29 protein-coding genes and 2 pseudogenes are annotated in these 25,796 nt (G+C 34.0%); 12 read left to right on the top strand and 19 right to left on the bottom strand.

The features are described from left to right. Positions 1-30: 30 nt before the first annotated feature. Positions 31-1,011, bottom strand: coding sequence for a D-alanine--D-alanine ligase (locus AAFN75_RS02795; protein ID WP_411808134.1), 981 nt, complete (start codon positions 1,009-1,011; stop codon positions 31-33). Positions 1,012-1,443: 432 nt separating this feature from the next. Between AAFN75_RS02795 and AAFN75_RS02790 the strand changes: the two genes are divergently transcribed. Further along, the gene (locus AAFN75_RS02790) at positions 1,444-2,001 is read left to right on the top strand and encodes a PASTA domain-containing protein (RefSeq protein ID WP_411808133.1); all 558 of its coding nucleotides are present in this window, start codon (positions 1,444-1,446) and stop codon (positions 1,999-2,001) included. A gap of 2 nt (positions 2,002-2,003) precedes the next feature. Then, complete coding sequence (locus AAFN75_RS02785) at positions 2,004-3,038, top strand: RluA family pseudouridine synthase (RefSeq protein ID WP_411808132.1); 1,035 nt, start codon at positions 2,004-2,006, stop codon at positions 3,036-3,038. A gap of 340 nt (positions 3,039-3,378) precedes the next feature. Here the strand turns inward: AAFN75_RS02785 and AAFN75_RS02780 are convergent, their stop codons facing one another. The 4 genes from AAFN75_RS02780 to AAFN75_RS02765 are packed head-to-tail and all read right to left on the bottom strand — an operon-like array spanning position 3,379 to position 5,791. After that, complete coding sequence (locus AAFN75_RS02780) at positions 3,379-4,347, bottom strand: serine hydrolase domain-containing protein (protein WP_411808131.1); 969 nt, start codon at positions 4,345-4,347, stop codon at positions 3,379-3,381. Then, positions 4,316-4,558: a hypothetical protein gene (locus AAFN75_RS02775; protein ID WP_411808130.1), complete on the bottom strand. Its 243-nt coding sequence runs from the start codon at positions 4,556-4,558 to the stop codon at positions 4,316-4,318. Before AAFN75_RS02775 ends, AAFN75_RS02780 begins: the two co-directional genes overlap by 32 nt. Positions 4,559-4,580: 22 nt before the next feature. Then, the gene (locus AAFN75_RS02770; protein ID WP_411808129.1) at positions 4,581-5,015 is read right to left on the bottom strand and encodes an RbsD/FucU domain-containing protein; all 435 of its coding nucleotides are present in this window, start codon (positions 5,013-5,015) and stop codon (positions 4,581-4,583) included. 59 nt (positions 5,016-5,074) lie between these two features. After that, entirely contained in the window at positions 5,075-5,791 is a 717-nt protein-coding gene (locus AAFN75_RS02765) for a 3-ketoacyl-ACP reductase (RefSeq protein WP_411808128.1), read from the bottom strand. 168 nt (positions 5,792-5,959) lie between these two features. Between AAFN75_RS02765 and yaaA the strand changes: the two genes are divergently transcribed. Together yaaA and AAFN75_RS02755 are read left to right on the top strand one after the other, a co-directional pair. After that, complete coding sequence (yaaA, locus tag AAFN75_RS02760) at positions 5,960-6,718, top strand: peroxide stress protein YaaA (RefSeq protein WP_411808127.1); 759 nt, start codon at positions 5,960-5,962, stop codon at positions 6,716-6,718. 51 nt (positions 6,719-6,769) lie between these two features. After that, complete coding sequence (locus AAFN75_RS02755) at positions 6,770-7,495, top strand: hypothetical protein (protein ID WP_411808126.1); 726 nt, start codon at positions 6,770-6,772, stop codon at positions 7,493-7,495. 103 nt (positions 7,496-7,598) lie between these two features. On the opposite strand, the gene AAFN75_RS02750 is transcribed toward AAFN75_RS02755, so the two are convergent. Together AAFN75_RS02750 and AAFN75_RS02745 are read right to left on the bottom strand one after the other, a co-directional pair. Beyond that, a complete protein-coding gene (locus AAFN75_RS02750) occupies positions 7,599-10,304 on the bottom strand; it encodes a chondroitinase-B domain-containing protein (RefSeq protein ID WP_411808125.1) in 2,706 nt (901 codons plus the stop codon). A 134-nt stretch (positions 10,305-10,438) separates the two neighbouring features. Then, complete coding sequence (locus tag AAFN75_RS02745; protein WP_144116681.1) at positions 10,439-10,573, bottom strand: 30S ribosomal protein THX; 135 nt, start codon at positions 10,571-10,573, stop codon at positions 10,439-10,441. Positions 10,574-10,675: 102 nt separating this feature from the next. Here AAFN75_RS02745 and AAFN75_RS02740 point away from each other — a divergent pair. The 4 genes and pseudogenes from AAFN75_RS02740 to AAFN75_RS02725 all read left to right on the top strand — a co-directional run bounded on the left by AAFN75_RS02740 (position 10,676) and on the right by AAFN75_RS02725 (position 13,199). After that, a pseudogene (locus AAFN75_RS02740) lies at positions 10,676-11,356 on the top strand (uracil-DNA glycosylase family protein). Positions 11,357-11,482: 126 nt separating this feature from the next. Further along, the gene (locus AAFN75_RS02735) at positions 11,483-12,754 is read left to right on the top strand and encodes a DEAD/DEAH box helicase (RefSeq protein WP_411808124.1); all 1,272 of its coding nucleotides are present in this window, start codon (positions 11,483-11,485) and stop codon (positions 12,752-12,754) included. A gap of 5 nt (positions 12,755-12,759) precedes the next feature. Further along, entirely contained in the window at positions 12,760-12,975 is a 216-nt protein-coding gene (locus tag AAFN75_RS02730; protein WP_144116677.1) for a DUF6500 family protein, read from the top strand. Further along, on the top strand, positions 12,975-13,199 hold the full coding sequence (locus AAFN75_RS02725) for a VF530 family DNA-binding protein (RefSeq protein WP_411808123.1): 225 nt from the start codon (positions 12,975-12,977) through the stop codon (positions 13,197-13,199). Before AAFN75_RS02730 ends, AAFN75_RS02725 begins: the two co-directional genes overlap by 1 nt. Before the next feature lies 1 nt (position 13,200). Here the strand turns inward: AAFN75_RS02725 and AAFN75_RS02720 are convergent, their stop codons facing one another. The 12 genes and pseudogenes from AAFN75_RS02720 to AAFN75_RS02665 form a co-directional block, all read right to left on the bottom strand. Next, a complete protein-coding gene (locus tag AAFN75_RS02720) occupies positions 13,201-13,863 on the bottom strand; it encodes a hypothetical protein (RefSeq protein ID WP_411808122.1) in 663 nt (220 codons plus the stop codon). Between the two features lie 113 nt (positions 13,864-13,976). Beyond that, positions 13,977-14,297: a hypothetical protein gene (locus AAFN75_RS02715; protein ID WP_411808121.1), complete on the bottom strand. Its 321-nt coding sequence runs from the start codon at positions 14,295-14,297 to the stop codon at positions 13,977-13,979. Between the two features lie 78 nt (positions 14,298-14,375). Beyond that, positions 14,376-14,825: a tRNA (cytidine(34)-2'-O)-methyltransferase gene (locus AAFN75_RS02710; RefSeq protein ID WP_411808120.1), complete on the bottom strand. Its 450-nt coding sequence runs from the start codon at positions 14,823-14,825 to the stop codon at positions 14,376-14,378. Then, positions 14,825-16,111, bottom strand: a complete 1,287-nt coding sequence (locus AAFN75_RS02705; RefSeq protein WP_411808119.1) for an NAD(P)/FAD-dependent oxidoreductase — start codon at positions 16,109-16,111, stop codon at positions 14,825-14,827. Before AAFN75_RS02705 ends, AAFN75_RS02710 begins: the two co-directional genes overlap by 1 nt. A 96-nt stretch (positions 16,112-16,207) precedes the next feature. Further along, positions 16,208-16,429, bottom strand: a complete 222-nt coding sequence (locus tag AAFN75_RS02700) for a hypothetical protein (RefSeq protein ID WP_411808118.1) — start codon at positions 16,427-16,429, stop codon at positions 16,208-16,210. A 6-nt stretch (positions 16,430-16,435) separates the two neighbouring features. After that, positions 16,436-17,200, bottom strand: a complete 765-nt coding sequence (gene trpA, locus AAFN75_RS02695; RefSeq protein WP_411808117.1) for a tryptophan synthase subunit alpha — start codon at positions 17,198-17,200, stop codon at positions 16,436-16,438. 119 nt (positions 17,201-17,319) lie between these two features. Next, entirely contained in the window at positions 17,320-18,501 is a 1,182-nt protein-coding gene (gene trpB, locus AAFN75_RS02690; RefSeq protein WP_411809265.1) for a tryptophan synthase subunit beta, read from the bottom strand. A gap of 51 nt (positions 18,502-18,552) precedes the next feature. Next, positions 18,553-19,128, bottom strand: a pseudogene (locus AAFN75_RS02685) (phosphoribosylanthranilate isomerase); the annotation flags it as partial. Positions 19,129-19,145: 17 nt separating this feature from the next. Continuing rightward, positions 19,146-19,931, bottom strand: a complete 786-nt coding sequence (trpC, locus tag AAFN75_RS02680) for an indole-3-glycerol phosphate synthase TrpC (RefSeq protein WP_411808116.1) — start codon at positions 19,929-19,931, stop codon at positions 19,146-19,148. Between the two features lie 76 nt (positions 19,932-20,007). Beyond that, a complete protein-coding gene (gene trpD, locus AAFN75_RS02675; protein WP_411808115.1) occupies positions 20,008-21,000 on the bottom strand; it encodes an anthranilate phosphoribosyltransferase in 993 nt (330 codons plus the stop codon). Between the two features lie 77 nt (positions 21,001-21,077). Continuing rightward, on the bottom strand, positions 21,078-21,644 hold the full coding sequence (locus AAFN75_RS02670; RefSeq protein ID WP_411808114.1) for an anthranilate synthase component II: 567 nt from the start codon (positions 21,642-21,644) through the stop codon (positions 21,078-21,080). 406 nt (positions 21,645-22,050) lie between these two features. Next, positions 22,051-23,457, bottom strand: a complete 1,407-nt coding sequence (locus AAFN75_RS02665) for an anthranilate synthase component I family protein (protein ID WP_411808113.1) — start codon at positions 23,455-23,457, stop codon at positions 22,051-22,053. Between the two features lie 264 nt (positions 23,458-23,721). On the opposite strand from AAFN75_RS02665, the gene AAFN75_RS02660 reads away from it, so the two are divergent. From AAFN75_RS02660 to AAFN75_RS02645, 4 genes are all read left to right on the top strand, one after another. Beyond that, positions 23,722-24,267 carry a TlpA disulfide reductase family protein gene (locus AAFN75_RS02660; protein WP_411808112.1) on the top strand — a complete coding sequence of 182 codons (546 nt, stop codon included), beginning with the start codon at positions 23,722-23,724 and terminating at the stop codon, positions 24,265-24,267. Between the two features lie 8 nt (positions 24,268-24,275). Next, complete coding sequence (locus tag AAFN75_RS02655) at positions 24,276-24,893, top strand: thioredoxin family protein (protein WP_411808111.1); 618 nt, start codon at positions 24,276-24,278, stop codon at positions 24,891-24,893. A 105-nt stretch (positions 24,894-24,998) separates the two neighbouring features. Next, a complete protein-coding gene (locus tag AAFN75_RS02650; RefSeq protein ID WP_411808110.1) occupies positions 24,999-25,313 on the top strand; it encodes a rhodanese-like domain-containing protein in 315 nt (104 codons plus the stop codon). Positions 25,314-25,328: 15 nt separating this feature from the next. After that, positions 25,329-25,721 carry a rhodanese-like domain-containing protein gene (locus tag AAFN75_RS02645; RefSeq protein ID WP_411808109.1) on the top strand — a complete coding sequence of 131 codons (393 nt, stop codon included), beginning with the start codon at positions 25,329-25,331 and terminating at the stop codon, positions 25,719-25,721. The last annotated feature ends 75 nt before the right edge of the window (positions 25,722-25,796 follow it).

The raw sequence follows: 25,796 nt of genomic DNA, 5'->3' as shown, positions 1-25,796 counted from the left end.
TATTGTTGTTTTCCTCCTGTTATAAAGGGGTTAAGAATGGCTTTTTAGGGCTTCCTCTATGGCGCTATCAAACAAATCGGCTAGTGATATATTTGCCGCGGCTGCTTGTTGTGGTAAAATACTCTCTCTTGTTAATCCAGGAATAGTATTCATTTCTAATAAGTGAGGCTCACCGTCTTTAAATATAAATTCGCTTCGGCTAAAGCCTTTCATTTTTAAAACTTCGTAAACTTTTTTAGCCTCTTTGGTTACTTTTTCTTCTTGTTCGGGTGTTAATCGAGCAGGTGTAATTTCTTGAGATTTACCAAGGTATTTGGCTTCGTAGTCGAAAAAATCATTTTCTGAAACGATTTCTGTAATTGGTAATACTTTGGTTTCGCCTTTATAAGTAATAACACCAACCGAAACCTCTGTACCTTCAAGAAAGGATTCAATAATTATTTCGTTATCTTCTTTAAAGGCCACATCTATGGCGTTTTGTAAATCTTCCTTATTATGCACTTTTGATACTCCAAAGCTGCTCCCAGCTTTATTGGCTTTTACAAAACAAGGTAGTCCCACTTTTGCAACAATAGCTTCTGGATTAATAGTATCGCCAAGGTTTACATAAAACGATTCGGCTGTTTTTATACCGTAAGGTTTTAAAACGCTTAAACAATCGCGCTTATTAAAAGTTATACCGGCTTGATACATATCGCAGCTGGTATGTGGTATGTTTAGTAGTTTGAAATAGCCTTGCATATAGCCATCTTCTCCTGGTGAGCCATGAATGGCATTAAAAACACAATCGAAGGTAATTTTAAAAGTGTCTACGTTAATAGAGAAATCGTTTTTGTCGATTGGGAATTCTTCGTTTTCGTCGTTAACGTAAACCCATTTGTCTTTAAAAATATGTATGCGATAGGCTTTGTATTTTGATTTGTCTAGCGTTTCGTAAACTACATTTCCGCTGGTTAAAGAGATTTTGTATTCGCTAGAATACCCACCCATAATTATGGCGATGTTTTTCATATATAGTATTTTGTTATTCCCTTCTAGAAGGGAGTCTCTTTTTTATGTCTTTCTTATTTTATTTGTTGTTAACACAATCTTTAGCTTTAATGTTTAACTTATAAACCACGCCCGCGTTAGGGATTGCAGCGGAAAGCCCATAGCCCGACGGTAGGAGGTGCGAGGACTTGAAACCTTTCGACTTCGCTCAAGACAGGCTTCAAGCCAGACCCTTGCGGTAACGCTCAACGTATTGATAGAATTAAGATAAAATATCGAAATCTATTGAAGCTGCATAACATTAAAAAAACTAATTTTGTGAACTTACAACCAAAAACTAATAATAAAACGTACTTATTTTGAGTTACTATTAGTTAAGCTAAAATATCATATATATTGCAAAAGAAAAAACAGTTCTGTTTTTATATATTTGCCTAATCGAAAATTCTATACATGAGCATTATAAAATTTATAACCAGTAAAACTTTTTTGAAACAACTTTTACTCGCTGTAGTAGCTGTAGTAGTCTTGTGTTTTATCATGTTAAAATGGTTAAATATTACTACTAATCATGGCGATTTTGAAACCGTGCCTCAGCTTACTGGTAAATCCATTGGTGTGGCAGAAATGGAATTGAAGGATAATAATTTGGTAATGAAAATTCAGGATTCGGCAAATTACAACCCGGATTACCCTAAGTTTTCGGTTATTGAGCAAGATCCGCAAGTAGGAACACAAGTGAAAAAAGACAGAAAAATTTACATTACGCTTAACCCATCTGGCTACAGAAAAATGAACATACCAGAGGGATTAATAGATAAAACATTTAGACAGGTTAAACCAAATTTAGAGGCCTTAGGGTTTAAAATTGGTAAAATAACTTATGTTGATAATATTGGAAAAGACATGGTTTTAAAGCTTAGTCACAAAGGAAAAACACTTAATGCTGGCGATAAATTAGCCAAAACTTCGGTTATAGATTTAGTGCTTGGTAATGGAAACCGACCGTAACTATGGACGACTATACACCACAATTACCAGACGAAAACGATCTTTACGAACATCATGCATTTACTGTAGATAAAGGGCAAACGCCCCTTCGTATTGATAAATACTTAATGAATTTTGTTGAAAACGCTACGCGAAATAAAATACAAGCGGCTGCCAAAGAAGGAAGCATTTTTGTTAACGATGTGGCTGTTAAAGCAAACTACAAAGTAAAACCCCTAGATAAAATTAGAGTATTGTTATCGCACCCACCATTTGAGAATTTATTGGTAGGTGAGGACATTGATATTGATGTAATTTATGAGGACGACGACCTGTTGGTTGTTAATAAAGAGGCTGGCATTGTTGTGCATCCAGGACATGGTAATTACTCGGGGACGCTTATAAATGCTTTAATATACAGATTCGATAATTTACCAAACAACTCTAGCGAACGCCCAGGATTAGTGCACCGTATTGATAAGGATACAAGTGGACTTTTAGTGGTTGCTAAAACCGAAAAAGCCATGGCACATTTATCGGCGCAGTTTGCTAATAAAACTAGCGAGCGCGAATATGTTGCCATTGTTTGGGGTAACATGAGCGAAAATGAAGGCACTATAGAGGGCAATATTGGTCGCCATCCTAAAAACAGACTACAAAATACTGTGTTTTTTGATGATGAGGCCGATAAAGGCAAACCAGCTGTTACCCACTACAAAGTTATAGAGCGTTTAGGCTACGTAACCTTGGTATCCTGTAAATTAGAAACTGGTCGTACGCACCAAATACGTGTACACATGAAACACATTGGGCATACGCTGTTTAACGATGCGCGTTATGGTGGCGAAAAAATATTAAAAGGCACAACATTCACTAAATACAAACAGTTTGTAGATAATTGTTTTAAGATATTACCAAGACAAGCATTACATGCCAAAACATTAGGTTTCGAGCACCCCACAACGGGAGAATTTATGCGTTTTGAAACTCCAGTACCAGAAGATATGCAACAGTGTATCGAGAAATGGCGTAATTATACTAAAAACCAAGATTTATAATCGTTCTGTAATTCCTGTTAAGGTAGGAATCTCATCAAATTATTTTATATAGTTGTCACTTCGAGTGTCCCCATTTTTTTATCGGGATGTTTCGAGATTAGGACGTTACCGCACCCTTCAACTTCGATCAGGCCAGGCGGTCGGGCTTTACACTATATCTTTTTTTGCCATATATGGCAGCAAAAAAAGGATGCCGTTACAATCCCTAACGCGGGTGAGTTTATTGTTGTAATTATGTGGGGCTATAGGGCGTTTATATTTCAGCGCTTTTTAATAGGGAATTGTTTCAAACTAGTAATAGTCTAGAAAAACACTTGCTTTTAGACTTTTTTAAACCCCATTATTTAATCTTAAGAGCCGGAAGTATTCTGTCTTGTAAAACGCTCCAAGTTGATTTTTTAGGTTTACTATTAATATTCCAACAATTAAAAATAATTATTAAGTTATGTTCTGGTACCATCATTAAATATTGGCCTCCATATCCATTGCCTGCATAAATACGTGTTTTACCATGAACAGAATATTCTGGAATCCACCACTGATAGCCATATCCCATGTCTCGTCGCCATTTAGGTTTTACATTCTTAAGTATAGGGCTTGTCGATGTAGTAACCCAACTTTCAGATACAATTTGTGTGTCATTCCATTTTCCCTTATTTAAAAGCATTGAACCAATTTTAGCTAAATCTTCTGCTTTTAAATATAAACCTCCTTCTGTGTCAATTTCTCCATCAGGTGTTTCTTTCCAATAGTGGTCTGTAATACCGAGTGGCTTAAATAGTTTTTCCTCTGCCCATAGGTCTATGCGCTTGTTCGTAATAGTTCTAACTATTTTACCTAAAAGCACGGTTGCTCCACCATTATATACAAATTTAGTTCCTGGTGTGGCCTCTATGGGCTTGCCTAAAACATACTCAATCCAATTATCGCTCGATTCTAGCCTAAAACAGTCGTTTGTTGTATCGTTATGGTCGGTCTCTTCATTCCATTGTAATCCGCTTCTCATCGTCAATAAATCTTCTATAGATATATTTTGTTTGCGTTCATCTTTAAGGACAATTTTATTGCCAATTATCAAAGGCATTGCTTTGCTACTAACATTATATTCCTTATTTAAATCCAACGCAATACCTAAAAGAATAGAGGTGATACTTTTGGTTACAGATTGAAGCGTGTGCAATTCACTGTTTTTGTAGTAAGGATGCCAATCTGTATTGTTGAAATTGTATTGATGATTTGTTGTGCCGTATTTTTTAACTATGGTTTCATAGTCTTGCTCATAATTTAAAGTCTGCCAATACCGAGTCATTTTGAATAATCATAAAGCGGTCTATTAACCCATAATCGCCGTTGTTTATTTCTAAATTGATGGAATCAATAACAGCAGAAAAGACCTTTTGGGAAGTTGTTTTTTGTGTGTCTATTATAGATTTTTTGTTTTTTGAATTACATCCAATTAACGTAGCTATAAGCAATATCAAAAACAATCGTTTTCTAGTTTTAGTTAGTATTGCTTTCATAGTTTTTTGTGTTAGTTACATATTAAAAGTTACTTTCCTCCGCCATTTTTACAACACCAACAGTTAATATTAAATTAGCAAAACGACGCTGTTCGCCTGTTTGAATAATTAAAGTGGTATTAACATCTCTAATTTTATCGTAAAAAGCCCAACGTTCCATTTCGTCCCAAGTTACGTCTCCTAAAACTTGTTTATATGCATCGTGTATTTCTGCGCTAGCTTCGGCTGGCTTTTCCATAACGATGGCGCCTTGTACTGGGCAAACTTCTAGTATGCCCTCAAGAACGGTAAGGGCATCTAATAAACCAGGTTTAAAATTAAGGTGTACGGTTGTTGAGTTGGGACCAGCCATAGCGCCAACAGGTAAATTACCGTCTGCAATTACTACTTGAGCAAAATGACCTGATCGCGCCAACGCTTCCATAATGGTTGGATGTATTACTGGTGTTTTTAGCATAATTTTATTTTAAAATACTAGTTTTTAATTTGTGTTCGTTAAATAAAATACCACTCTAATTAAGGGTTAGTAGACCATAAAGAAGCCCCTTTTAACATGGCTCTTCTAGGTAATTTTAAACTAGCTACAATTAATTCGGCAAAATCTTCAGGTTGCAAAACCTTTTCTTCGTTACCATCGGTTATTCCTAAATCTAGGGCCATATCTGTTGCAATGGTGCTTGGTGTTAAAGTACACACGCGAATATTGTTTTTACGAACTTCTTTCATTAAAGATTCAGACATCCCAATTACAGCAAATTTAGAAGCTGAATATGCCGACGTTTGCGCATTACCGGTTAAACCAGCTGTTGATGATACATTTACAATATCACCTTCATTTTTTTCTATTAAATGTGGCAATACTTCTTTGGTAACATAATACATACCCATAACATTTACTTGAATGATTTGAGTCCAATCTTCAACTTTCATGTCGTTAAAAGTTCCAAAAGCAGCAATACCTGCATTGTTTACTAAAATATCTACAGAGCCTAAGTCTGTTATAAGTTTCTTGATTCCTTTTTGTACAACTTGGTAATTGCTAACATCAAAAACCGCGTAAGTGGCATTAATACCTAAAGCTTTTAATTCTGTTACTGTTTCTTTTAAGGTGTTTTCATTTCGGCCTGTAATAGAGACATCTACGCCTTCTTTAGCTAAAGCAATAGCTGTTGCTTTTCCTAGTCCTCTGCTGCCACCTGTAATAATTGCTTTTTTTCCTTTTATAACTTCCATAATATTTTCTTAAGTTTTAAGTAAAGATAAAAACATCAATTCTATTTATAGTCGTATCATAAATAATTTTAAGACTAAAACTTTTAAGTGAATTAGTAGTTGTAAATTTGAAAAGGAAGAAAAATTGAGAGTTCTGCTTATAGCAGAAATAAAAAAATAGCATTAATCATGAAATTAGTATTATCACCAGCAAAGTCTTTAAATTTTGAGAGTCCGTTACCAACGGCAAAACATACAACGCCAGAATTTTTAAATCAATCCGAACGGTTAAATAAACTACTTAAAACCAAATCGGCTAAAAGTTTGTCTAAGCTTATGAGTATTTCTGATGCTTTAGGACAGTTAAATTACGAGCGTAATCAAGATTGGGAAAGCCCTTTTACTCCAGAAAATGCACGACCAGCAGTGTATGCTTTTAACGGCGATGTGTACCGAGGTTTAGATGCCTACACCATTCCGGAAGAAAAATTAGAAACCCTACAAAGTACAGTGCGCATACTATCAGGTTTATATGGTGTTTTAAAACCTACAGATTTAATGCAGCCATATAGATTAGAAATGGGTACAAAATTAAAAGTGGGTCAAAATAAGAACCTTTATGAGTTTTGGAAAAAAGACATTACAAAAGCCTTAAATGAAGAGCTTGAAGACGATGAACTGTTCTTAAATTTAGCGAGTACCGAGTATTTTAAAGCTATAGATACCAAAACATTAAAAGTACCTGTTATATCGGCCAATTTTAAAGATTTTAAAAATGGTAAGTATAAAATTATTTCATTTTTTGCAAAGGAAGCTCGTGGTGCTATGGCGCGTTATATTGTAGATACTAATGCACAAACCTTAGACGATTTAAAAGGCTTTAATTATATGGATTACGGTTTTAGCGATGAGCTATCTAAAGCTAACGATTTAGTTTTTACAAGGTAGTTTTAGTAAAACGATGACACAGCAATCCAATTTTATAACTTTAATAATTTAATGTATTACTACTTAATAATTGCACTTCAAGCGTATTGTTTATACCATCTCTATACCAATAGGAATGCTTTTTATTGGTGGTTTATTATTCTGTTTTTAGGACCTATTGGTTGTGCGATCTATTTACTAACCCAAGTTTATAATAAGCGTGATGCCGAAAAAATAACTAAAAATCTGACTCATGTAATTAATCCTTCAAAAAAGGTTACGGATTTAGAAAATCGATTAGATTTTTCAGATTCTTATCAAAACCGTGTAAATCTGGCTGATGCATATTTAGAAATTAAAGATTTTGATAAGGCAATTGCGCAATACCAAGAAGCTCTAAAGGATACATCTCAAAATAATTCTTACGTTACCAAGCAACTTATTGAAGCGTATTTTAATATTCAGGATTTTAATCAGGTTGTTTTTTATGCTGAAACCATTAAAAATCATACCGAATTTAAAAAATCTAGAACACAGTTTTTATACGGATTAGCCTTAGAGCGATTAGGCAAATTAGAAGTCGCCGAAGCTAATTTAAGAACTATTGATATTAGATATTCCTTTTATGAAGAGCGCCTAATATTAGCCGAATTTTTGATAAGTAATCAAAAAACAGAGGATGCTAAAGAGATTTTGAAAGATATTTCTACCGAGTCTAGTCACATGACAAAACAAAACCAAAGACTTTATAGAGCAACGATTCTAGAGGTTGAGAAGCTATTAAAAGAATTGCAATAACGATCTTAAAAATAAATAAACCCCTTAAAAATAGTTTTACTATTATTTAAGGGGTTTTAGGTTTAGTATAATGTATTACGAGGAATTGGTAATACAATATGTGTTATTTTGAAACTACAATTTTTCTTGAAGCCTGTGTACCATTTTCATCTTTAATAGTTAATAAATAAAGTCCATTTACCAATGATGAAATATTAACTTCTATTTTAGAATCTGAATGTTTTAAAGATTGTTCTAAAACTTTTCTACCTTGTATACTGTAAATACTTAGCGATGTTATTGTAGCGTTTAAATGCTCTATTTTAATGCTGTTTTTAGCAGGATTAGGATATATATTTAGATTGCTCAGTTGGTTATCATTCACAGATAAACTCTCTGAGCCATAAAATTCTATTTCTCCAATAGCGTTCCATTGACTTTTTCGTGTATCGCCTGTGCTATTAAATCTTCCAAAGCCTATTAGTTTAATATATTGAGCTTCAGTATCAACTTCATAAGTATTAAAATCTGTAGTACCCGTTGCCGTTAATAATAAATCGGTAGAAGTTGGTAATACCATTGTGAAGTCAGAATCTTCGGTTCCTGTTGTCGATACCCAAATTTGATATCCAAATGAATCAGATTTATTAGTCGTAGTAAATTGAATCAAATCAAGGCTGTGAATACTACTTAAATCATAAATTATATATTCGCCGTCACCTTTATAATCTTCTGGTAAAACAGCACCATCATCTGCAGCCCAAACGGTACCGTTATCTTTATCTAAAGTGTTTTTAGCATAATTAAATTTAGAAGTTCCGTTAACTTCTTCTTTTGAAAATGAATGAACAGTAACCTTATCGGTAGGAGCACCAGTTCCAGTATTAATAAGGTCGTATAAATCTGTTAATTCAGCACTTTCTTGGGTAACTGTTAACGTTCTTTCAATATCATCTCCTCCTGGATCTTGAGTAAAAGTTACCGTTCCAGTTCTACTTGTTGTGTCGGCATTTTCAGTTACTGAAATAGACACTGTAGCATTACCGGTTCCTGAATTAGTATCAATTGTTATCCAGTCATCGTTAGCGGTTGCTGTCCAACTTACATTAGCGTTTACAGTAACATCGTAACTAGCAGCATCTGGACTTAGTGGTTCTAAACTGCTAACAGTTAACGACTCTACGACTTCAATAGTACATTCACCATCAATTATACTAGCGCCGGTATAATCTATAAAACAAGCTCCAATGCCGTAACCAACCATATCATCTGTTGTTGGTTCATAGGCGCCCATATTTGCTCCTTTTCCTTCGGCCCCACTTCCTGAAAACGTAAAAGTTTCATTATTTACATTTGCCATAATTCCCGTTTCTTCAGAGAAACCAGAGTTTGTTTCTCCTAATGTTGTGCCGTTATAAACGTTTCCTGTATAAGTTAATGTTGAACCAATGTTTGAATAAGAAGTAGGTTCGTCACCAGAAATTACAGGTGATACATTAGGGTTACCCGCTGCAAAATAAATTAAATTATTTGCTACTGTTCCCTTTACATCATTATTGTTATCTGTATTAACATTATAAAACAATGGGGAATTCGTGTTAATAATCGTATTATTAGAAAGCACGATGTTTTCGGTTTTTTGATACCCGTTTGAAACATTATCAGTCGAACAATCTACATCAGCATTGGCACCACCACCAATAAATGTAATACCATTATTCCATTTAGCATTGTTACCAACAGTTATGCAATCTTGAATGTAATTATTAGTTATGGCATGATTACTATCAGAAATTCTAATGCCACCTGTGCCATCCACATCTTCGCCTAAAAAGTAGTTGCCATCAACTGTTGCATTAGAGCCATGTCTAAGTACCAAAGAACCTCTGCATCTTCTAAAGGTATTATTAGTGTAGGTATTGCCTTTACTTTTATTGGTTATTATTTCATTTTCACCATCAGACTGTACAAAATAGTTGTTGCTTACAACGGCATCACTATTAACCATTTGATATGAGCTGGTTCCTATACGTATTGTTTCGCTATCGCCAGCGTTAGACAGCTCGTCGCCATTAGCTTTTCTTCCATATTTTTCTGTCATTTTTTCGAAATTATAGAAGTAATTATTCATTATAGTATGACCAACTACAGCACAACTGTTGTTAATTTCTGGCTCGCCATCAGGTACTACGGGAAATGCATTATATGAATACTCACCAAGTACTATGGCTCCTGCACTCACTTTATTCATAAATGAACAGTTAATTACTGTGTTGTATGTGCCGTATAAAACAATCCATCTATGTTTTGTGATTTGCTCATCAGCTAAATCTTCTGCTAACTCACTTGGTTCAATGCCTAATCCATCAATAACACAATTCTGTATTGTACTATGGTGTGCATAATCATTACCATTTCTAAATTCAATAAAGTTGCTAGCACCATAACCACCTTTCCAGTGAAATCCATCTACAATTAAATATTCGCCAGTTGCAATTTTTTCACCTGTTGTATTATCAGATTCGCCACCAATAGTTAATCGTGGCCCACCTGTAAATATTACACCACCTGGCGTTTCTGCTCTAAAAGTAACTGGGTTTTCAGCGGTACCAGACCCAAGAAATCTCATACGTTCATCCGTTGTATAAGTACCGTTTTTTAATATAATAACATCTCCGGGTTGGTATATTACATTCCTAAGATCCTCGGGGTTATCAATATTATAAGTGGTTTGAGAAAATACATGGTTACAGAATAATAATAATGTAAAAATGCAAGTTTTGAAGACATGCCCTTTAAATAAGGTGTTTTTAATTTGAAAAGTTTTCATTTAGTATAGTTTTATATTGTTTATTTGATTGGTAAACCAATTTGGTTTACCAAAAATATAATAAAAAACAGAACTAAAAAATTTTACCGATAAATGGCTTATTTTTTGTTTAAACTACCAAAGTGTTTTAAAATTTATTTTGCTTCGGCCTTAGCTCCAATGCTAATTTTATTTTCAACAGATTGTTTCTTTTTAATTCGTGGTCGTCTTGCGCCAAAAGTACCTCTGTTTATTTTACCTCGTTTTGTTTTTTTATCTCCTTTTCCCATAATAATTTAAGTTTTATTTATTCCCACAAAGCAGGGAATCTCATTATCTTTATCTAACTATTTTAATATAGCCATTTTAAAGCAGAAATACAAGTTAAATAGATGTTCATTCATAAGCACCCCTACAAACCATTTATTGAAAAAGATACTACAAAATTGATAGTTGGCACCTTACCACCTCCTAGATTTTCAACCGGAGATCTTTTAGAAAAGGATGTCGATTTTTGCTACGGAAGTTATTATAATTCCCTTTGGCTATTTATCGATAAAATCCATAATCTAGGTTTGCGATACGATAGTTCGATGAAGGCTATTGAACAACGAAAAGCATTTTTAAAAAAGCATAAAATTGGCGTTTGTGATATTGTGGCTAGTGCAGAACGCGAAAAAGTTGATGCTTCAGATTTAGGCGTGACAAATATTAAACTTCGCGATATTGTTGGTTACTTAAAAAAATATCCAAATATTAATACACTGTTGTTTACAGGTGGGAATAGTAAAAACGGACCCGAATATTTTTTCCGAAGGCATTTAAAGACTTATAATTTAAAGTTAGATGTAGTTGAAAATGAAGTGCCACGAATTCATGAATTTGTCATGCCGAATAACCAACAGGATGCTGTTAATGGTAAACGTATTATTAAAACGGTTTCGTTAACATCAAGTTCTGGAGCAGCAAATATTTCAATAAGTAGAATACCGCTTTACTAACAGTTAAAGGCTAAAAATCCGGAGTTTAATACCTTCGATTTTAGAGTGATGCAGTATAGTGAGTTTTTTTGAGAGGTGAATTGAAAGTTAGCGAGAAAATTAGCTGTACCTTTGTGCCTTAATAATAAGAAGGAGGTAAAATACATTTATGTTTTGTTATCTCAAATGCCCAATAATGGGTCTTCATAAAAACACTATATGTCATTTCAATCTTTAGGCTTATCCGTAGCCTTGCTAAAAGCAATTAGCAAAAAAGGATACACAACCCCAAGTCCAATTCAACAAAAAGCAATTCCTCCAGTTTTAGAAGGGCACGATGTATTAGCATCTGCACAAACAGGAACCGGAAAAACAGCTGGTTTTACATTACCATTGTTACATATACTTTCTGAAAATCCGAAAGAAAAATATAGACCCATTCGTGCTTTAATATTAACACCAACAAGAGAGTTAGCGGCACAAGTTTATGCTAATGTTAGAGAATATAGTGAGTTTTTAAACTTACGTAGTGCTGTAATTTTTGGTGGCGTAAACCAAAAACCACAAGCAGCAACTATTCGTCAAGGTGTCGATGTTTTAGTTGCAACTCCAGGACGTTTGTTAGATTTACAAAGTCAAGGTATTATATCGCTTAAACGCGTAGAAATATTTGTTTTAGATGAAGCAGATAGAATGCTTGACATGGGATTTTTAAGAGATATTGAAAAGGTTATTAAATCTATGCCTGAAAAGCGTCAGAATTTGATGTTTTCGGCTACGTTTTCAAAGGATATTAAGAAATTAGCACATGGTATTTTAAACCATCCTGTGCAAGTTGAAGCTACTCCAGAGAATACAACAGTTGAAGCTATTTCACAAAAAGTATATCGTGTTGCCAAAGGCTTAAAAACAGGTTTAATTATTAAGTTAATTTCCGATGGAAATTGGAAACAAGTTTTGGTTTTTAACAGAACAAAACATGGTGCCAATAAGCTTTGTGAAAAGATGATTAAATCTGGAATAACAGCAGCAGCTATTCATGGAAATAAAAGTCAAGGTGCAAGAACAAAAGCATTGGCGGGTTTTAAAAGTGGTCGAGTACGTGTTTTAGTTGCAACAGATATTGCAGCACGTGGATTAGACATTCCGTTATTACCGCACGTTATTAATTTTGAATTGCCTAATATTTCTGAGGATTATGTACACCGTATTGGAAGAACGGGTAGAGCAGGGGCGAAAGGTGAAGCTATATCCTTAGTAAGTGCCGATGAAACTAGTTTTTTAAGAGATATTGAAAAGCTTATTGATATGAAATTGCCAGTGCAAATTGTAGAAGGTTTCGAACCCGACCCAAATGCATCAACGCAGCCTATAAAACAAGGTCAAGGGCGTCAAAATAGAAAACCTAGAAATAACAATTCTGGTGGTTCTAATAAAAACTCAGGTAGAAGTAATAAGTCTAGAAGCAGCAATAGCGCAAGACGTAAATAGTATACATGAACAAGATTCTTAAAGATAAAATCATAGAAGTTTGCGACAAAAAAATTGCCTCGAAAGGAGACGGTGTTGGCGTATCCTTCTATGCTTTTTTCAAGAATAAAAATGATAACCCAGAACTATTAATGGAAGCTGCAACATGGTGGATTAAAACCCATAAATTAGACCATTTTGAAAAGGCCGTTAAAATTAAAAAATTAGTTGAAAATTTATAATGGAATCGCAACCAAATAATCCGCTTCATGGTATAAAGCTAGAACAAATTATTAATGATTTGGTCGAGCATTACGGATGGGAATATATGGGAACTGTTGTGAAAATTAAATGTTTTACAGATAATCCTACTGTAAAATCTAGCTTAAAATTTTTACGCAGAATGCCTTGGGCTAGAACTAAGGTTGAGAATATGTATTTAAAAATGCTTAAGAACAGGAGGTAATCTACTCATCTTCTTCAGGTTCAAAATCGATAATTTTAGCATCAAATTCAGCTTCAATAAACTCATCTCTACTTATCCAATATTCTGAGGTTATTAAAATATAGCCGTTTTCAGTGGTAGGTTTTAAATCCCATGCGATGTGTTCAGCTTCATCAAATGCTTCTTTACCTGCAAGCCGGTCTTCAAACAAACGTTTAATGACGTTACTTTTTGCAAGTGAAACACTAAGAGCTTTTAAAGCAACCTCTTTAGAAACTTCTTTGTTGGGTGTAATTTCAAACTCTATAATAGTTGCTTTAGCATTCGGAAATGTTCCATTATACGCCTTATGAAGTAGTTGGTTTACGTTAAATAATTCATGATGAAATGAAATATCTGCGTATTCTTCAGAAATTTTGTCTAGTAACATTTCATGAGAAATTTGTTCAATTTGATTGTCGCTTAATCGTTCCTGAAATTTATAATTTAGTAGGATAGCCGCAGCTTCGTTAGGCTCAAAATCTGAAATGGCCATGGCTAATAAATCATTTAAATCTTCAGGTTTCGAGTTTACAGCATCCGGAAAATCTAAGCGGTCCAGTAACTGAATAATATCATGATTACTCCAAGCATCTTTTAACTCATCTACAGTTTTTACACTATTAATAATGATATGATATTTCATAATTTCTAATTTGGTTTTAGTAAATGTAGTTTAAATAGTAATACCTTAATGTACTAAAAATAAAAAGGCTCAAGTTATAACTTGAGCCTTTTTATTGTTTTAAATGTTTAAAACTAATCTTGTTTTTTCTTGTTCTTGCCTTTACCTTTTCCTTTGCTTTTTCCCCAGTTCTCTTTTAGTTCTACTAAAGTTACCGCACCATCTTTATCGGCATCTAATTTGGCATATTGTTTTTCTAATTTTTCAGCAGGAATTTCGTTTTTTCTTTTTGCTGAAGTGAATTCTTCTAAAGAAATTGAACCATTTGCATCAGCATCAAACCTTTTAAGCATTTTTTCAAAGTTAGGTTCCTTTTTCTCTTGAGCAGACATAGTTAAAGAAAAACCAAATAACCCTAGTGCTAACACTCCTAATTTTACTGTATTTAATTTCATTTTTTTAATTTTTTTATTTGTTTAGTAATAGTACTGTCAAATTAGACTAAAAAAAATAAAAAAGGTTTAATAAGCCGTTTAAATATTTTTCAAACCTTCGTAAACAGTAATACTAACCGCATTGGCTAAATTTAAGCTTCTAATATGCTCGCTATATAGTGGGATTTTAAAAAGCTGTTTTTTATGTTTTTCAATTAGTGATTTAGGTAAGCCAACAGATTCTTTTCCAAATATTAAAAACATATCATCTTCGAAAGGAATATCCCAATGATTTTTAGAGCCGTGGCTAGACAAAAACGCCATGGTTTTATCTTTATTGATCTCAAAGAATTCATCAATATTGTCGTAGTAAGTGACCGATAAATGTTGCCAATAATCTAATCCTGCACGTTTTAAACGCGCATCAGTAATCTCAAAACCAAAAGGCTTAACTAAATGCAAGTGCGATCCAGAAGCTAATGCTAAACGGCCAATGTTTCCTGTGTTATTAGGTATTTCTGGTTCTATTAAAACAATGTTTAGTGGCATTATTCTGTTTTGGTTTTAACCTTTACTTTTGTAGCAGCAGGTTTCATTATAATTCTTAAAGTACTGTCGTTATTAAAATAACTAATCATCCAGTTCATGAAAATAAGTAGCTTATTTTTAATGCTTAAAATTAGCATTAAGTGAATAAACATCCATGTAAACCAAGCTAATCTACCTTGAAAACTAAATTTAGGTAAATCTACTACAGCCTTACGTTTACCTATAGTTGCCATAGAGCCTTTGTCCTTATACTCAAAGTCTTTCATTGGTTTACCTTCGCTTAATTTAGATAGGTTTTTAGCTAAAACCTCCGCCTGTTGTAACGCTACACCGGCAACTTGCGGATGCCCGTGTTCGTAATTTGGTGTGCTCATAAAAGCAATGTCTCCTAAGGCATAAACCTGCTTTAAACCTTCAACTTCGCTATGTCTATTTACAATTAATCTGTTACCACGAGTTATACATTGTTCCGGGAAACCTTTTATAATATTACCGGTTACTCCTGCTGCCCAAATAACATTTTTAGAGTTAATGGTTTCACCAGAATTAAGAGTCACTACAGAGCCGTCATAATCGCTTACAAACGTATTAGTTTTTACGTTAACACCTAATTCTTCAAGGTATTCTTGCGACATTTTCTGCGAGCCTTCGCTCATAGGGCTTAAGGTATTTGGACTACCTTCAAGCAGAAAAATTTTAAGTTTAGAGAAATCTTTATCCGGGTAATCTTTAGGTAAAATGTTATGCTTCATTTCTGCTAAAGCACCTGCCAATTCGACTCCAGTTGCGCCACCACCAACAATTACAAAATTCAATAAAGTTTGAAGTTTGTTTGGGTCTGTGGTGTTTAAAGCATCTTCAAAAGTTTGAAGAATTCTATTTCTAAGCTGTATGGCTTCAGGAATAGTTTTCATGGGGTAGGCAAATTTCTTTATACTCTTATTGCCAAAATAGTTTGTAGTACAACCTATGGAAATTACTAAATGATCGTAATTAAAATCACCTATTGGTGTGTTTACAAATTGGTCTTCAAAATTAATTTCAGTAACCTTTGTAATTCTAATACGTACATTTTTGGCCTTCTGAAATACCTTTCTTAACGGAAACGAAATACTAGCGGGTTCCAATCTAGCAGTAGCCACTTGATACATTAAAGGTTGAAACTGGTGGTAGTTTTGCTTATCAATTAGCCACACCTCATAATTGGGGTGGTTCATTAAATCTTGAGCAAGCCTTAAGCCTGCAAATCCAGCACCAATTATTACAATTTTTTCCGGTTGTATCATTTTTATTTTAATATAGATTCAACAAAGTTATTTATATTACTAACTCTTCTTTTCAAGGTGTTATTAAGTATTTCTAATTCTAGTAAAACCTTATTACTAGGATGCTTCTTTTAATAGTTTTAAAGCAATTATCCACAATAAAAATAAAAAAGGAAATCCATGCATTAGTAAATCAAACCAATCTTTAATCTCCATACCATGTGCTCCTCCAAAAACCCATTTTAACTTTCCCCAAACATGTGGTTCCGGATAAAAAGGGGCTAGCCCCAAAGTAAGACAAAGTAGTATGGCAATTCTAAGATCCTTAAGTGGTTTCAAATAGGTTTAATTTAAAATTGATTTTACAAATGTATCTATGCTGTCAACACCATTATTAGTAACATGTTTTACAAAAGCACTGCCAATAATAGCTCCTTTGGCATATTGCGTGGCCTGTGTAAATGTTTCGTTATTACTAATACCAAAACCAATAACCTGTGGATTTTTTAGGCTCATTTTACCAATACGTTCAAAATATTCCGTTTGCACGCTTCCAAAACCAGATTGTGCTCCGGTAGTACTCGCGCTACTCACCATATAAATAAATCCGTTAGATATAGAATCTATATAATGAATACGCTCATCGCTAGTTTGCGGTGTAATTAAAAATACATTTATAAGGCCGTATTTTTCAAAAATGGCTTGATATTCTTCATGGTAAACATCAACAGGTAAATCCGGAATAATTAAACCATCAATACCAATTTCTTGGCATTTTTTGCAAAAAGCTTCAACCCCATATTGAAACATTGGGTTAAAGTATCCCATAATAATTAAGGGAATATTTACTGTTTTTCTAATGTCTTTTAGCTGTTCAAAAAGCACTTCGGTGGTCATGCCGTTTTTTAAAGCAGCTGTAGAACTTGCTTGAATAGTTGGTCCATCGGCCAATGGGTCGCTAAACGGTAGGCCAATTTCAATCATATCGACACCGTTTTTTTCTAAATTCTCGATAATAGTTGCGGTATCGTCAATGTTCGGATATCCAGCTGTAAAATATATAGACAGTAACTTCTTGTCTTCGGCTAATTTGGTTTGAATACGCTTCATTTTAATTAATTTTTTGGGCGTTACCACAAGGGTCGGGCTTTCACTACTCGCTCCCTCCTAAAAAGTCGGGGAGCTCAAACATGCCGTTCAATCCCTAACGCGGTAATAACGTCATCTATTTATATTTTAAAATATTCTATATAGTTGTTTAAATCTTTATCACCACGACCAGATAAACTAACTACAACAACATCGTTTGGTTTAAATTTTCTCTGTTCAAAAATGGCTAAAGCATGCGAACTTTCAATAGCCGGAATAATACCTTCTAATTTACAAAGTTCTAACCCAGCATTCATAGCATCTTCATCTGTAATAGCCATAAATTCTGCACGTCCTGTTTTTGCTAAATGTGCATGCATTGGGCCAACACCAGGATAATCTAATCCTGCCGAAATAGAATACGGTTCTGTAATTTGTCCATCTTTAGTTTGCATTAACAAGGTTTTACAACCATGAATAATACCTTCTTTACCTAAAACCGATGTTGCAGCACTTTCGCCAGAATCTACACCTAAACCTGCAGCTTCAACGGCTATAATACCAACTTCTGGTTCGTGTAAATAATGGTAATAGGTTCCTGCAGCATTGCTACCACCACCAATACAAGCCACTAAATAATCAGGGTTTTCATTACCAGTTTGTTCTTTTAATTGCCATTTAATTTCTTCTGAAATTACCGACTGAAACCTAGTAACCATATCAGGATATGGGTGCGGACCAATAGCCGAACCAATAATATAATGTGTATCCACAGGGTTATTAATCCAATCGCGAATAGCTTCGTTGGTAGCATCTTTTAACGTGCGGCTTCCCGATAATGCTGGTACTACTTTTGCGCCTAACATTTTCATTCTAGCCACATTTGGTGCTTGTCTAGCAATATCTATTTCGCCCATGTAAACAATACACTCTAAGCCCATTAAAGCACAAACAGTAGCTGTTGCAACACCATGTTGTCCAGCGCCAGTTTCGGCAATAATACGGTGTTTGCCTAAGCGTTTGGCCATTAAAATTTGACCAATAGTATTATTAATTTTATGAGCACCAGTGTGGTTTAAGTCTTCACGTTTTAAATATATTTTGGTGTTATATTTTTCCGAAAGACGTTTAGCAAAATAGAGCGGACTTGGGCGACCAACATAATCTTTTAAAAGTTGATCGAACTCCTTAATAAAATCGGGTTCTGCCATAACTTTTAAATAGTTTTGACGTAACTCTTCTACATTTGGATATAGCATTTCTGGTATAAATGCACCTCCAAATTCGCCGTAATAGCCTTTTTCGTTTACGTTATAATTCATAACATGTTCTTTTTTATAATCTAATACCTCGCTGAGGTTCTTTTTAAAAGCTTTTAATGCTTCAATGTTTTTTAATCCGGGTTCAATTTCAAACTTACTGTTTACATCCAAAGCATAACAGTATTTTGATGCTTTGCTATTTGTAAACTGTTTAATATCCTCTATTTCTTCTAAACCAATACCACCACTTAAAAAGAAGGGTTTTGTTGATGGGTAATGGTTTAGTAAATTCCAATCGAAAGTATAGCCGTTTCCTCCCGGGTGTTTTCCTTTTGTATCGAATAAAAAGAAATCGCAAACCGCTTCATAAGGCTTTAGTCTTTCAAAGTTGAATTCGTCTTTTACCGAAAACACTTTTATTATTTGGAATTTTTCAGATTTAAGTGTACTACAATATTCAGGAGATTCGTTGCCGTGTAATTGAACAGCTTGTAAGTTGTGCTTGTTTATTTTATCTATTACAAATTCCAATGTGGCATCAACAAAAACCCCTGTTTTTTTGATAGCTTCGTCTATTTCAGGAATACTTTCACTATTAAAGTTTCTCGCAGATTTTTCATAAAATATAAATCCAAGATAATCTGGTTGCAATGCTGCAACTTGTTTGATATTATCTTGATATTTCATGCCGCAAATCTTTAAGTTCATTGTTCTAAAGATTTAATGAATTCGGTTGCACTTGCTCCAGGGTTATCTGTTTTCATAAAGTTTTCTCCAATTAAAAAACCTTGATACCCATAAGGTTGTAATTCTTTTATAGCCTCAATATTGCTTATACCACTTTCCGATACTTTTACAAAATCGTCTGGTATAAGGCCGCTTAAACTTTTACTCGTGTCTAAACTAACATCGAAGGTTTTTAAGTTTCTGTTATTAACACCAAGCATGTCTAAACTTGGCATAATGGATTTATGGAACTCTTCTTCGTTATGCACTTCCAAAAGTACATCTAGATGTAAACTTTTAGCAAACTCAGAGAATTGTTTAATTTCATCTCTAGATAAAATAGCTGCAATAAGTAGAATAACATCTGCGCCGTAAGCCTTAGCTTCTAGCATTTGATATTCGTCTATTATAAATTCCTTTCTTAGCAATGGTAAGTTACAACTTGCTCTTGCTGTTAATAAATCGTCTAGCGAACCGCCAAAATACTTGCCGTCGGTTAAAACAGACATGCCGCAAACACCTGCATCTTGATAGCCTTTTGCTACATCTTGCACATTTAAACTGTTATTAATTACAGATTTAGATGGCGAACGACGTTTATGTTCTGCTATAATTCCAGATTTACTGTTGCGTAGGTTGTTTGCTAAAGATACAGTTTGTCTTTCAAATAAAACAGATTGTTCTAATTGAGAGATTGGAATTAGGCTTTTGCGAAGCTCTACTTCTTTGCGTTTATCTATTGTTATTTTATCTAAAATATTCATGTTGTAGTCTTCAGTATTCAGTCTTCAGTCCTCCGTGAGCAAACTACTAGCTGAGGACTGTGAACTGTGAACTTTTTTATTTACTTAACTCAATCAATTTATCTAAACTCGTTTTAGCTTTGCCAGAAAACAGAGATTCTTTTGCAATTTCAAAACCTGCTTGATGCGAAATTTGTTTTGAAGTAGCAATGGCTAATCCTGCATTGGCACAAACGACGTTGTTTTGTGCTTCGGTTCCTTTCCCGCTAATGATATCAACAAATATGTTTGCTGCATCTGTTATGGTATCGCCACCAAAAATGGCTTCTTGTTTTATTTTTGCAACCCCTAAATCTTCGGGAGAGAAAAGCTTTTCGGTATGATTTGAAATAATTTTTGCTTTTCCTGTTAACGATATCTCATCGTAACCATCTAAAGCATAAACAATATTATAGTTGCTATCTGTGTTTTGATATAAAAAACTATATAGCCTTAAAACCTCTAAGTTAAAAACACCTAGTACGTGGTTTTTAGGAAACGATGGATTAACCAAAGGACCTAGTATATTAAAAAACGTTTTTACACCTAATTCTCTTCGTATTGGTGCTACGTTTTTCATGGCTGGATGAAATAATGGTGCGTGTAATATGCAAATTCCTGCGTGGTCTAAACAACGTTTTAGGAAATCTTCGTTATTAGAAAATTTTACACCTAAATGCTCCATAACATTGGATGATCCGGATGTTGATGATACACCGTAATTACCGTGTTTAGATACATGAACTCCTGCGCCGGCAGTTATAAAAGAGGATAGGGTAGAGATGTTAAAGGTGTTTTTACCATCGCCACCTGTTCCTACTATATCTATGGCATTAAAATCGGAAAGATTTATTGGTAAACATAGTTCTAGTAAGGCGTTTCTAAAACCTTTTAACTCTTGTATAGTAATACTTCGCATCATGAAAACCGATAGAAAACATGTTATTTGGCTAGGGTTATACATATCGTTGGATATGTTAACGATAACTTGTTTAGCTTCTTCGCTTGAGATGGTTTCGTGATTTATTAATCTTTTGAGTATATCTTTCATTTTCCTTCATTCCTGCGAAGGCAGGAATCTATTATTTAATTATACTTTTTCAATCGAGTAAGCACTGTTTACTGACACTAATTATTTACCCAGTTTTCTAATATATTTTTACCATCTGGTGTTAAAACAGATTCTGGATGGTATTGCACACCTCTTACATCGAAAATTTTATGTCTTAAAGACATCACTTGTCCGTTTGCATCAAATGAGGTGGCTTCTAAACTTTCTGGTAATTCTGGATTTACCACCCAAGAATGGTAACGGCCTACTTCGATATTTTTATCTAAGCCTTTAAAAATATATTCGTCATCGACACTAATGGTAACATTAGTGGCTACACCATGATACACATCGTCTAGATTTATAAGTGAACCACCAAAGACTTCGCCAATGGCTTGCTGACCTAAACATACACCTAAAATACTTTTTGTTGGTGCATATTTTTCTATGATAGCTTTCAGTAAACCGGCTTCGTCTGGAATTCCAGGACCTGGCGACAATACAATTTTATTGAAAGCCTCGACATCTTCTAAAGCTAATTTGTCGTTTCTTACTACGGTTACATTACAGTTTAAATCTTCTAGGTAATGTACCAGATTGTATGTGAAACTGTCGTAATTGTCTATAACTAATACTTTTTTCATCTTTTTGTCATTCCTGCGTAGGCAGGAATCTATTTTTAGTTAATCTTTTTATACTTCTGTTCATTTTGTCTTGATACAAAACGAACCAAAAAAATCAAGATCAAGCCGAGGAATTTTTCAGTAAAAACTGAAAACCAATTTGAAAACTCCGCGTCGAACTACGTTCTCCTGTTCTCGGAGCTTTTCTTCATCTATTCTACCTCTTGACGATCAATTCTCTGAATTGAAAGAGGACTTGATTTCTATTAAATTATTTTTATTTTCCAACTTGTTTTCAAACCTTTCTAACTTCTAACTTCTAACTTCTAACTTGCGTTAGGGATTGCAGCGGCATCCTTTTTTTGCTGCCATAAATGGCAAAAAAAAATATAGCGTAAAGCCCGACCCTTGCGGTAACGCCTTGATTTTAAATATCTTCGGCTAATTTAATAGCTTTAGTTAATGCGCCTAATTTATTATATACTTCTTGCAGCTCGTTTTCTTGATTGGATTTTGATACCAATCCTGCACCTGCTTGCCAGTTTAATTTATAGTCTTTACTTAAAAAGGTACGAATCATTATGGCGTGGTTAAAATTACCATCGAAATCCATAAAACCAATGGCGCCACCGTAGTAGCCTCGGCTTGTTTTTTCGTAATCTTCAATAAGTTGCATCGCTCTATGTTTTGGCGCGCCGCTTAGGGTTCCTGCTGGAAAGGTATCGGCAACGACCTGCATGGTTGATGTTTCCTTGTGTTTTTGCCCTGTTACTTTACTTACCAAATGGATGACGTGCGAGAAAAACTGAACTTCGCGATAGGTTACCACTTTAACTTTACTACCGTGGCGACTTAAATCGTTTCGTGCTAAATCGACTAACATAACGTGTTCTGCGTTTTCTTTGTCGTCGTTTTTAAGTTTTTCGGCTAAAATTTCATCTTCATGCTCATCGCCTGTGCGTTTAAAGGTTCCTGCAATGGGGTGAATTTCGGCTAGCCCATCATCGACAATGAGTTGTGCTTCTGGCGAGCTTCCGAATATTTTAAAATCGCCATAATCGAAATAGAATAGGTAAGGCGATGGGTTTATGCTTCGTAAGGCGCGGTAAATATTAAAATCGTCGCCCGTAAATTCTTGAGAAAAACGTCTTGATAATACCAATTGAAACACATCTCCGCGTTGGCAGTGTTTTCTTGCTATTTCAACTTGATTTCTAAATTCATCGTCGGTTAAATTAGATTTTATATCGCCTTTTACATTAAAATTATAGGATGCAAAATTTTGAATGTTGATAAGCTTATCTATTTCATCGATATTATTCTCGGTGTCTTCATAACAATGCGCAAAAATATAGGCTTCGTTTTTAAAGTGGTTTATGGCTATGATGTTTTTGTAAACGGCATAGTACATGTCTGGAATAACCACCGAATCGTCTTTTCTACTAATTTGAACATCTTCGAAATACCGAACAGCATCGTAAGCGGTGTAACCAAAAATACCGTTGTTTATAAACTTGAAATCTTCGTCGGTTTTGGTATCGAATTTTTTAGTAAACTTATGGATTTCGTCGGCTACATTAACATCCTTAGTAATGTTTAAAGTTGTGGTGCTGCCGTCTGGAAATGTTTCTGAAATCACTTCATTTTCCACCTTAATTGTAGCAATAGGATTAAAACAAATGTATGAGAAGTTTTTATGACTTCTATGGTAATCGCCACTTTCTAATAAAATACTATTTGGGTATTTATCGCGTATTTTATAATATACCGTTACTGGTGTAATGGTATCTGTTAAGATGCGTTTGTGATGGGTATAAAGACTGAATTTTTTCATTTGTTTTTATATAAAAAAAGGCTTGTCGTGAATGACAAGCCTTTTGAATATTTTAATTTTTAAATATACTAGGGATTTACTTCACGAAGATTAGTTTCGAAAGCACCACCACCAAGTATTATTTAAAATTGAGTTCATTTTATTGTTTTAATTGGTTCAAATATAAAGATGAAAATAGTTTTACACAAAACTTTGAATCGTTTTTTACATAAAAGTTTGTTAAACTAGAAGAAATGCAAAGAAGTATTAATTAATTTTATACTTATGAAGCTAAACGTATTAATTATTGTCATTCTTTTAATGACAGGTTGCAAGGAAAATAGTAAAACTACGCCGGTAAATGAAGAAAATACTAAGGACGTTACAAACCATACAGTTAACACTGCCGATGTTGAACTTGAAATTTATGATTTTGCAGGTTTTGAAAAAAATTTAAATAAAAAAGACAATAAAACTTATGTCGTTAATTTTTGGGCCACTTGGTGCGCACCATGTGTTAAGGAGCTGCCTTATTTTGAAAAGTTAAATACGGAATACAAGAATAAAAATGTTGAGGTGATTTTGGTGAGTTTAGATTTTCCGCATATGTATGATAAAAAACTGAAGCCTTTTATTAAAGAGAAAGCTTTAAAATCGAAAGTTATTGTTTTGGATGATCCCGACATGAATACTTGGATTCCTAAGGTGGATATAAGTTGGTCCGGTTCCATTCCTGCAACAGTTATTTATAAGAATGAAACTAGTAAGTTTTATGAGCAATCGTTTAACTACGAAGAATTAGAAAAAGAAGTTAATCAATTTTTAAATTAAGATATAATATGAAAAAGTTAATAAAATTAGTTCCGGCAGCAATTCTTATGCTTTTTATAAGTGCATTTACTTTAAACAATACAACTAGTAATGGTTATGGTATTGGTGATGTAGCCGAAGATTTTTCGTTGAAAAATATTGATGGTAATATGGTGTCTTTGGCAGATTATAAAGATGCTAAAGGCTTTATAGTAACTTTTACTTGTAACACTTGCCCATTTGCAGTGATGTATGAAGAAAGGATACAAGCCTTAAATGAAAAATATGCACCTAAAGGCTATCCTGTAATAGCTATTATGCCAAATAACCCAAATACAAAACCCGGAGATGCTTTACCAGAAATGAAAAAAAGAGCAGAAAAGAAGGGCTTTACTTTTCCTTATTTAATGGATGAAGGTCAACATGTATATCCAAAATTTGGAGCTACTAAAACACCACATATTTATGTGCTTGAGAAAACTAATAAAGGTAATGTAGTAAAGTATATTGGCGCTATTGATGATAACCATAGTGATGCATCGGCAGTAAAAGTAAAGTTTGTTGAAAACGCAGTTGATGCCTTGTTAGAAGGTAAAGACGTTGAGCAAAAAGTAACGAAAGCTATTGGTTGTGGAATTAAAGTATAATGAATACTAATTTTAAAAGGAATCCGAAGTGTAATACTTCGGATTTTTTTTCGTCTATACGTTTAGTTATATTAATTTTGTATAACATCAATATTTAAATAAAACATGGAAGATTTAACACAAGAAGAATGGGTAGAGCAATTAGCAAAAGATGATAATGCTGTTGTGCTGGATGTAAGAACGGACGCCGAAGTGGCTGATGGAATTATTGAAAACGCCATTCATATAGATATTTATAAAGGTCAGGAATTTATTAATGAAATTGAAGCCCTTGACAAGAGTAAAAATTACTACGTGTACTGTCGCTCTGGAAATAGAAGCGGACAAGCATGTCAAATTATGGAGCAACTAGGTTTTGAAAATGCATATAACCTTGAAGGTGGTATGTTGGAATGGACTGGCGATGTAGTTGATTTGTAATTTATTGTTGGTTTTATGAAGCAATTTTTAATATTTAAGCTTTTTGTTTTAAGTCTAATTTTTACTTGTTGCCAATCGCAACCAGGTGCCAATTCTATTAAATTAACACCACAAGTATTTCAAGATTCTTTAAATCAAAAACCAGTTCAATTAATAGATGTTAGAACTGCAAACGAGTTTAATACGGGACATATTGATAACGCTTTAAATTTTGATTTTAAATCGGATGAATTTAAAAAATCTATTGCGGTATTAGATACTAGTAAGTCCGTTTTTATTTATTGTCGTTCTGGTAAACGAAGTGCAAAAAGTGTTGCCACTTTTAAAGCCTTAGGTTTTAAAAATATTTACGAATTGGAAGGCGGAATTAGTCATTGGAGTAAGATAAATAATACATTAGATAAATAGTAAACTAAGCCTTAATAGCGTGTAAACAAGGTGTGTTTCGACGGTATTTTGCTCTTTCAACTACTTTTTAAGTAC

This window comes from Algibacter sp. AS12 (assembly GCF_046736315.1).
Lineage (GTDB): Bacteria > Bacteroidota > Bacteroidia > Flavobacteriales > Flavobacteriaceae > Algibacter_B > Algibacter_B amylolyticus.
Note: the sequence above shows the minus strand (reverse complement) of the source record. Positions and strands in the feature narration are given on the sequence as shown.

Excerpts from the sequence above, each read along its gene's own strand:
- yaaA (WP_411808127.1), top strand. The coding sequence starts at position 5,960 with ATGAAATTAGTATTATCACCAGCAAAGTCTTTAAATTTTGAGAGTCCG.
- AAFN75_RS02645 (WP_411808109.1), top strand. The coding sequence starts at position 25,329 with ATGAAGCAATTTTTAATATTTAAGCTTTTTGTTTTAAGTCTAATTTTT.
- AAFN75_RS02750 (WP_411808125.1), bottom strand. The coding sequence starts at position 10,304 with ATGAAAACTTTTCAAATTAAAAACACCTTATTTAAAGGGCATGTCTTC.
- AAFN75_RS02735 (WP_411808124.1), top strand. The coding sequence starts at position 11,483 with ATGTCATTTCAATCTTTAGGCTTATCCGTAGCCTTGCTAAAAGCAATT.
- AAFN75_RS02710 (WP_411808120.1), bottom strand. The coding sequence starts at position 14,825 with ATGCCACTAAACATTGTTTTAATAGAACCAGAAATACCTAATAACACA.
- AAFN75_RS02670 (WP_411808114.1), bottom strand. The coding sequence starts at position 21,644 with ATGAAAAAAGTATTAGTTATAGACAATTACGACAGTTTCACATACAAT.
- AAFN75_RS02785 (WP_411808132.1), top strand. The coding sequence starts at position 2,004 with ATGGACGACTATACACCACAATTACCAGACGAAAACGATCTTTACGAA.
- AAFN75_RS02650 (WP_411808110.1), top strand. The coding sequence starts at position 24,999 with ATGGAAGATTTAACACAAGAAGAATGGGTAGAGCAATTAGCAAAAGAT.
- AAFN75_RS02765 (WP_411808128.1), bottom strand. The coding sequence starts at position 5,791 with ATGGAAGTTATAAAAGGAAAAAAAGCAATTATTACAGGTGGCAGCAGA.
- AAFN75_RS02655 (WP_411808111.1), top strand. The coding sequence starts at position 24,276 with ATGAAAAAGTTAATAAAATTAGTTCCGGCAGCAATTCTTATGCTTTTT.
- AAFN75_RS02755 (WP_411808126.1), top strand. The coding sequence starts at position 6,770 with ATGTATTACTACTTAATAATTGCACTTCAAGCGTATTGTTTATACCAT.
- AAFN75_RS02720 (WP_411808122.1), bottom strand. The coding sequence starts at position 13,863 with ATGAAATATCATATCATTATTAATAGTGTAAAAACTGTAGATGAGTTA.
- AAFN75_RS02780 (WP_411808131.1), bottom strand. The coding sequence starts at position 4,347 with ATGACTCGGTATTGGCAGACTTTAAATTATGAGCAAGACTATGAAACC.
- AAFN75_RS02790 (WP_411808133.1), top strand. The coding sequence starts at position 1,444 with ATGAGCATTATAAAATTTATAACCAGTAAAACTTTTTTGAAACAACTT.
- trpD (WP_411808115.1), bottom strand. The coding sequence starts at position 21,000 with ATGAAAGATATACTCAAAAGATTAATAAATCACGAAACCATCTCAAGC.
- trpB (WP_411809265.1), bottom strand. The coding sequence starts at position 18,501 with ATGAATTATAACGTAAACGAAAAAGGCTATTACGGCGAATTTGGAGGT.
- AAFN75_RS02705 (WP_411808119.1), bottom strand. The coding sequence starts at position 16,111 with ATGATACAACCGGAAAAAATTGTAATAATTGGTGCTGGATTTGCAGGC.
- AAFN75_RS02665 (WP_411808113.1), bottom strand. The coding sequence starts at position 23,457 with ATGAAAAAATTCAGTCTTTATACCCATCACAAACGCATCTTAACAGAT.
- AAFN75_RS02775 (WP_411808130.1), bottom strand. The coding sequence starts at position 4,558 with ATGAAAGCAATACTAACTAAAACTAGAAAACGATTGTTTTTGATATTG.
- trpA (WP_411808117.1), bottom strand. The coding sequence starts at position 17,200 with ATGAAGCGTATTCAAACCAAATTAGCCGAAGACAAGAAGTTACTGTCT.
- AAFN75_RS02730 (WP_144116677.1), top strand. The coding sequence starts at position 12,760 with ATGAACAAGATTCTTAAAGATAAAATCATAGAAGTTTGCGACAAAAAA.
- AAFN75_RS02725 (WP_411808123.1), top strand. The coding sequence starts at position 12,975 with ATGGAATCGCAACCAAATAATCCGCTTCATGGTATAAAGCTAGAACAA.
- trpC (WP_411808116.1), bottom strand. The coding sequence starts at position 19,931 with ATGAATATTTTAGATAAAATAACAATAGATAAACGCAAAGAAGTAGAG.
- AAFN75_RS02795 (WP_411808134.1), bottom strand. The coding sequence starts at position 1,011 with ATGAAAAACATCGCCATAATTATGGGTGGGTATTCTAGCGAATACAAA.
- AAFN75_RS02770 (WP_411808129.1), bottom strand. The coding sequence starts at position 5,015 with ATGCTAAAAACACCAGTAATACATCCAACCATTATGGAAGCGTTGGCG.
- AAFN75_RS02745 (WP_144116681.1), bottom strand. The coding sequence starts at position 10,573 with ATGGGAAAAGGAGATAAAAAAACAAAACGAGGTAAAATAAACAGAGGT.
- AAFN75_RS02660 (WP_411808112.1), top strand. The coding sequence starts at position 23,722 with ATGAAGCTAAACGTATTAATTATTGTCATTCTTTTAATGACAGGTTGC.
- AAFN75_RS02715 (WP_411808121.1), bottom strand. The coding sequence starts at position 14,297 with ATGAAATTAAATACAGTAAAATTAGGAGTGTTAGCACTAGGGTTATTT.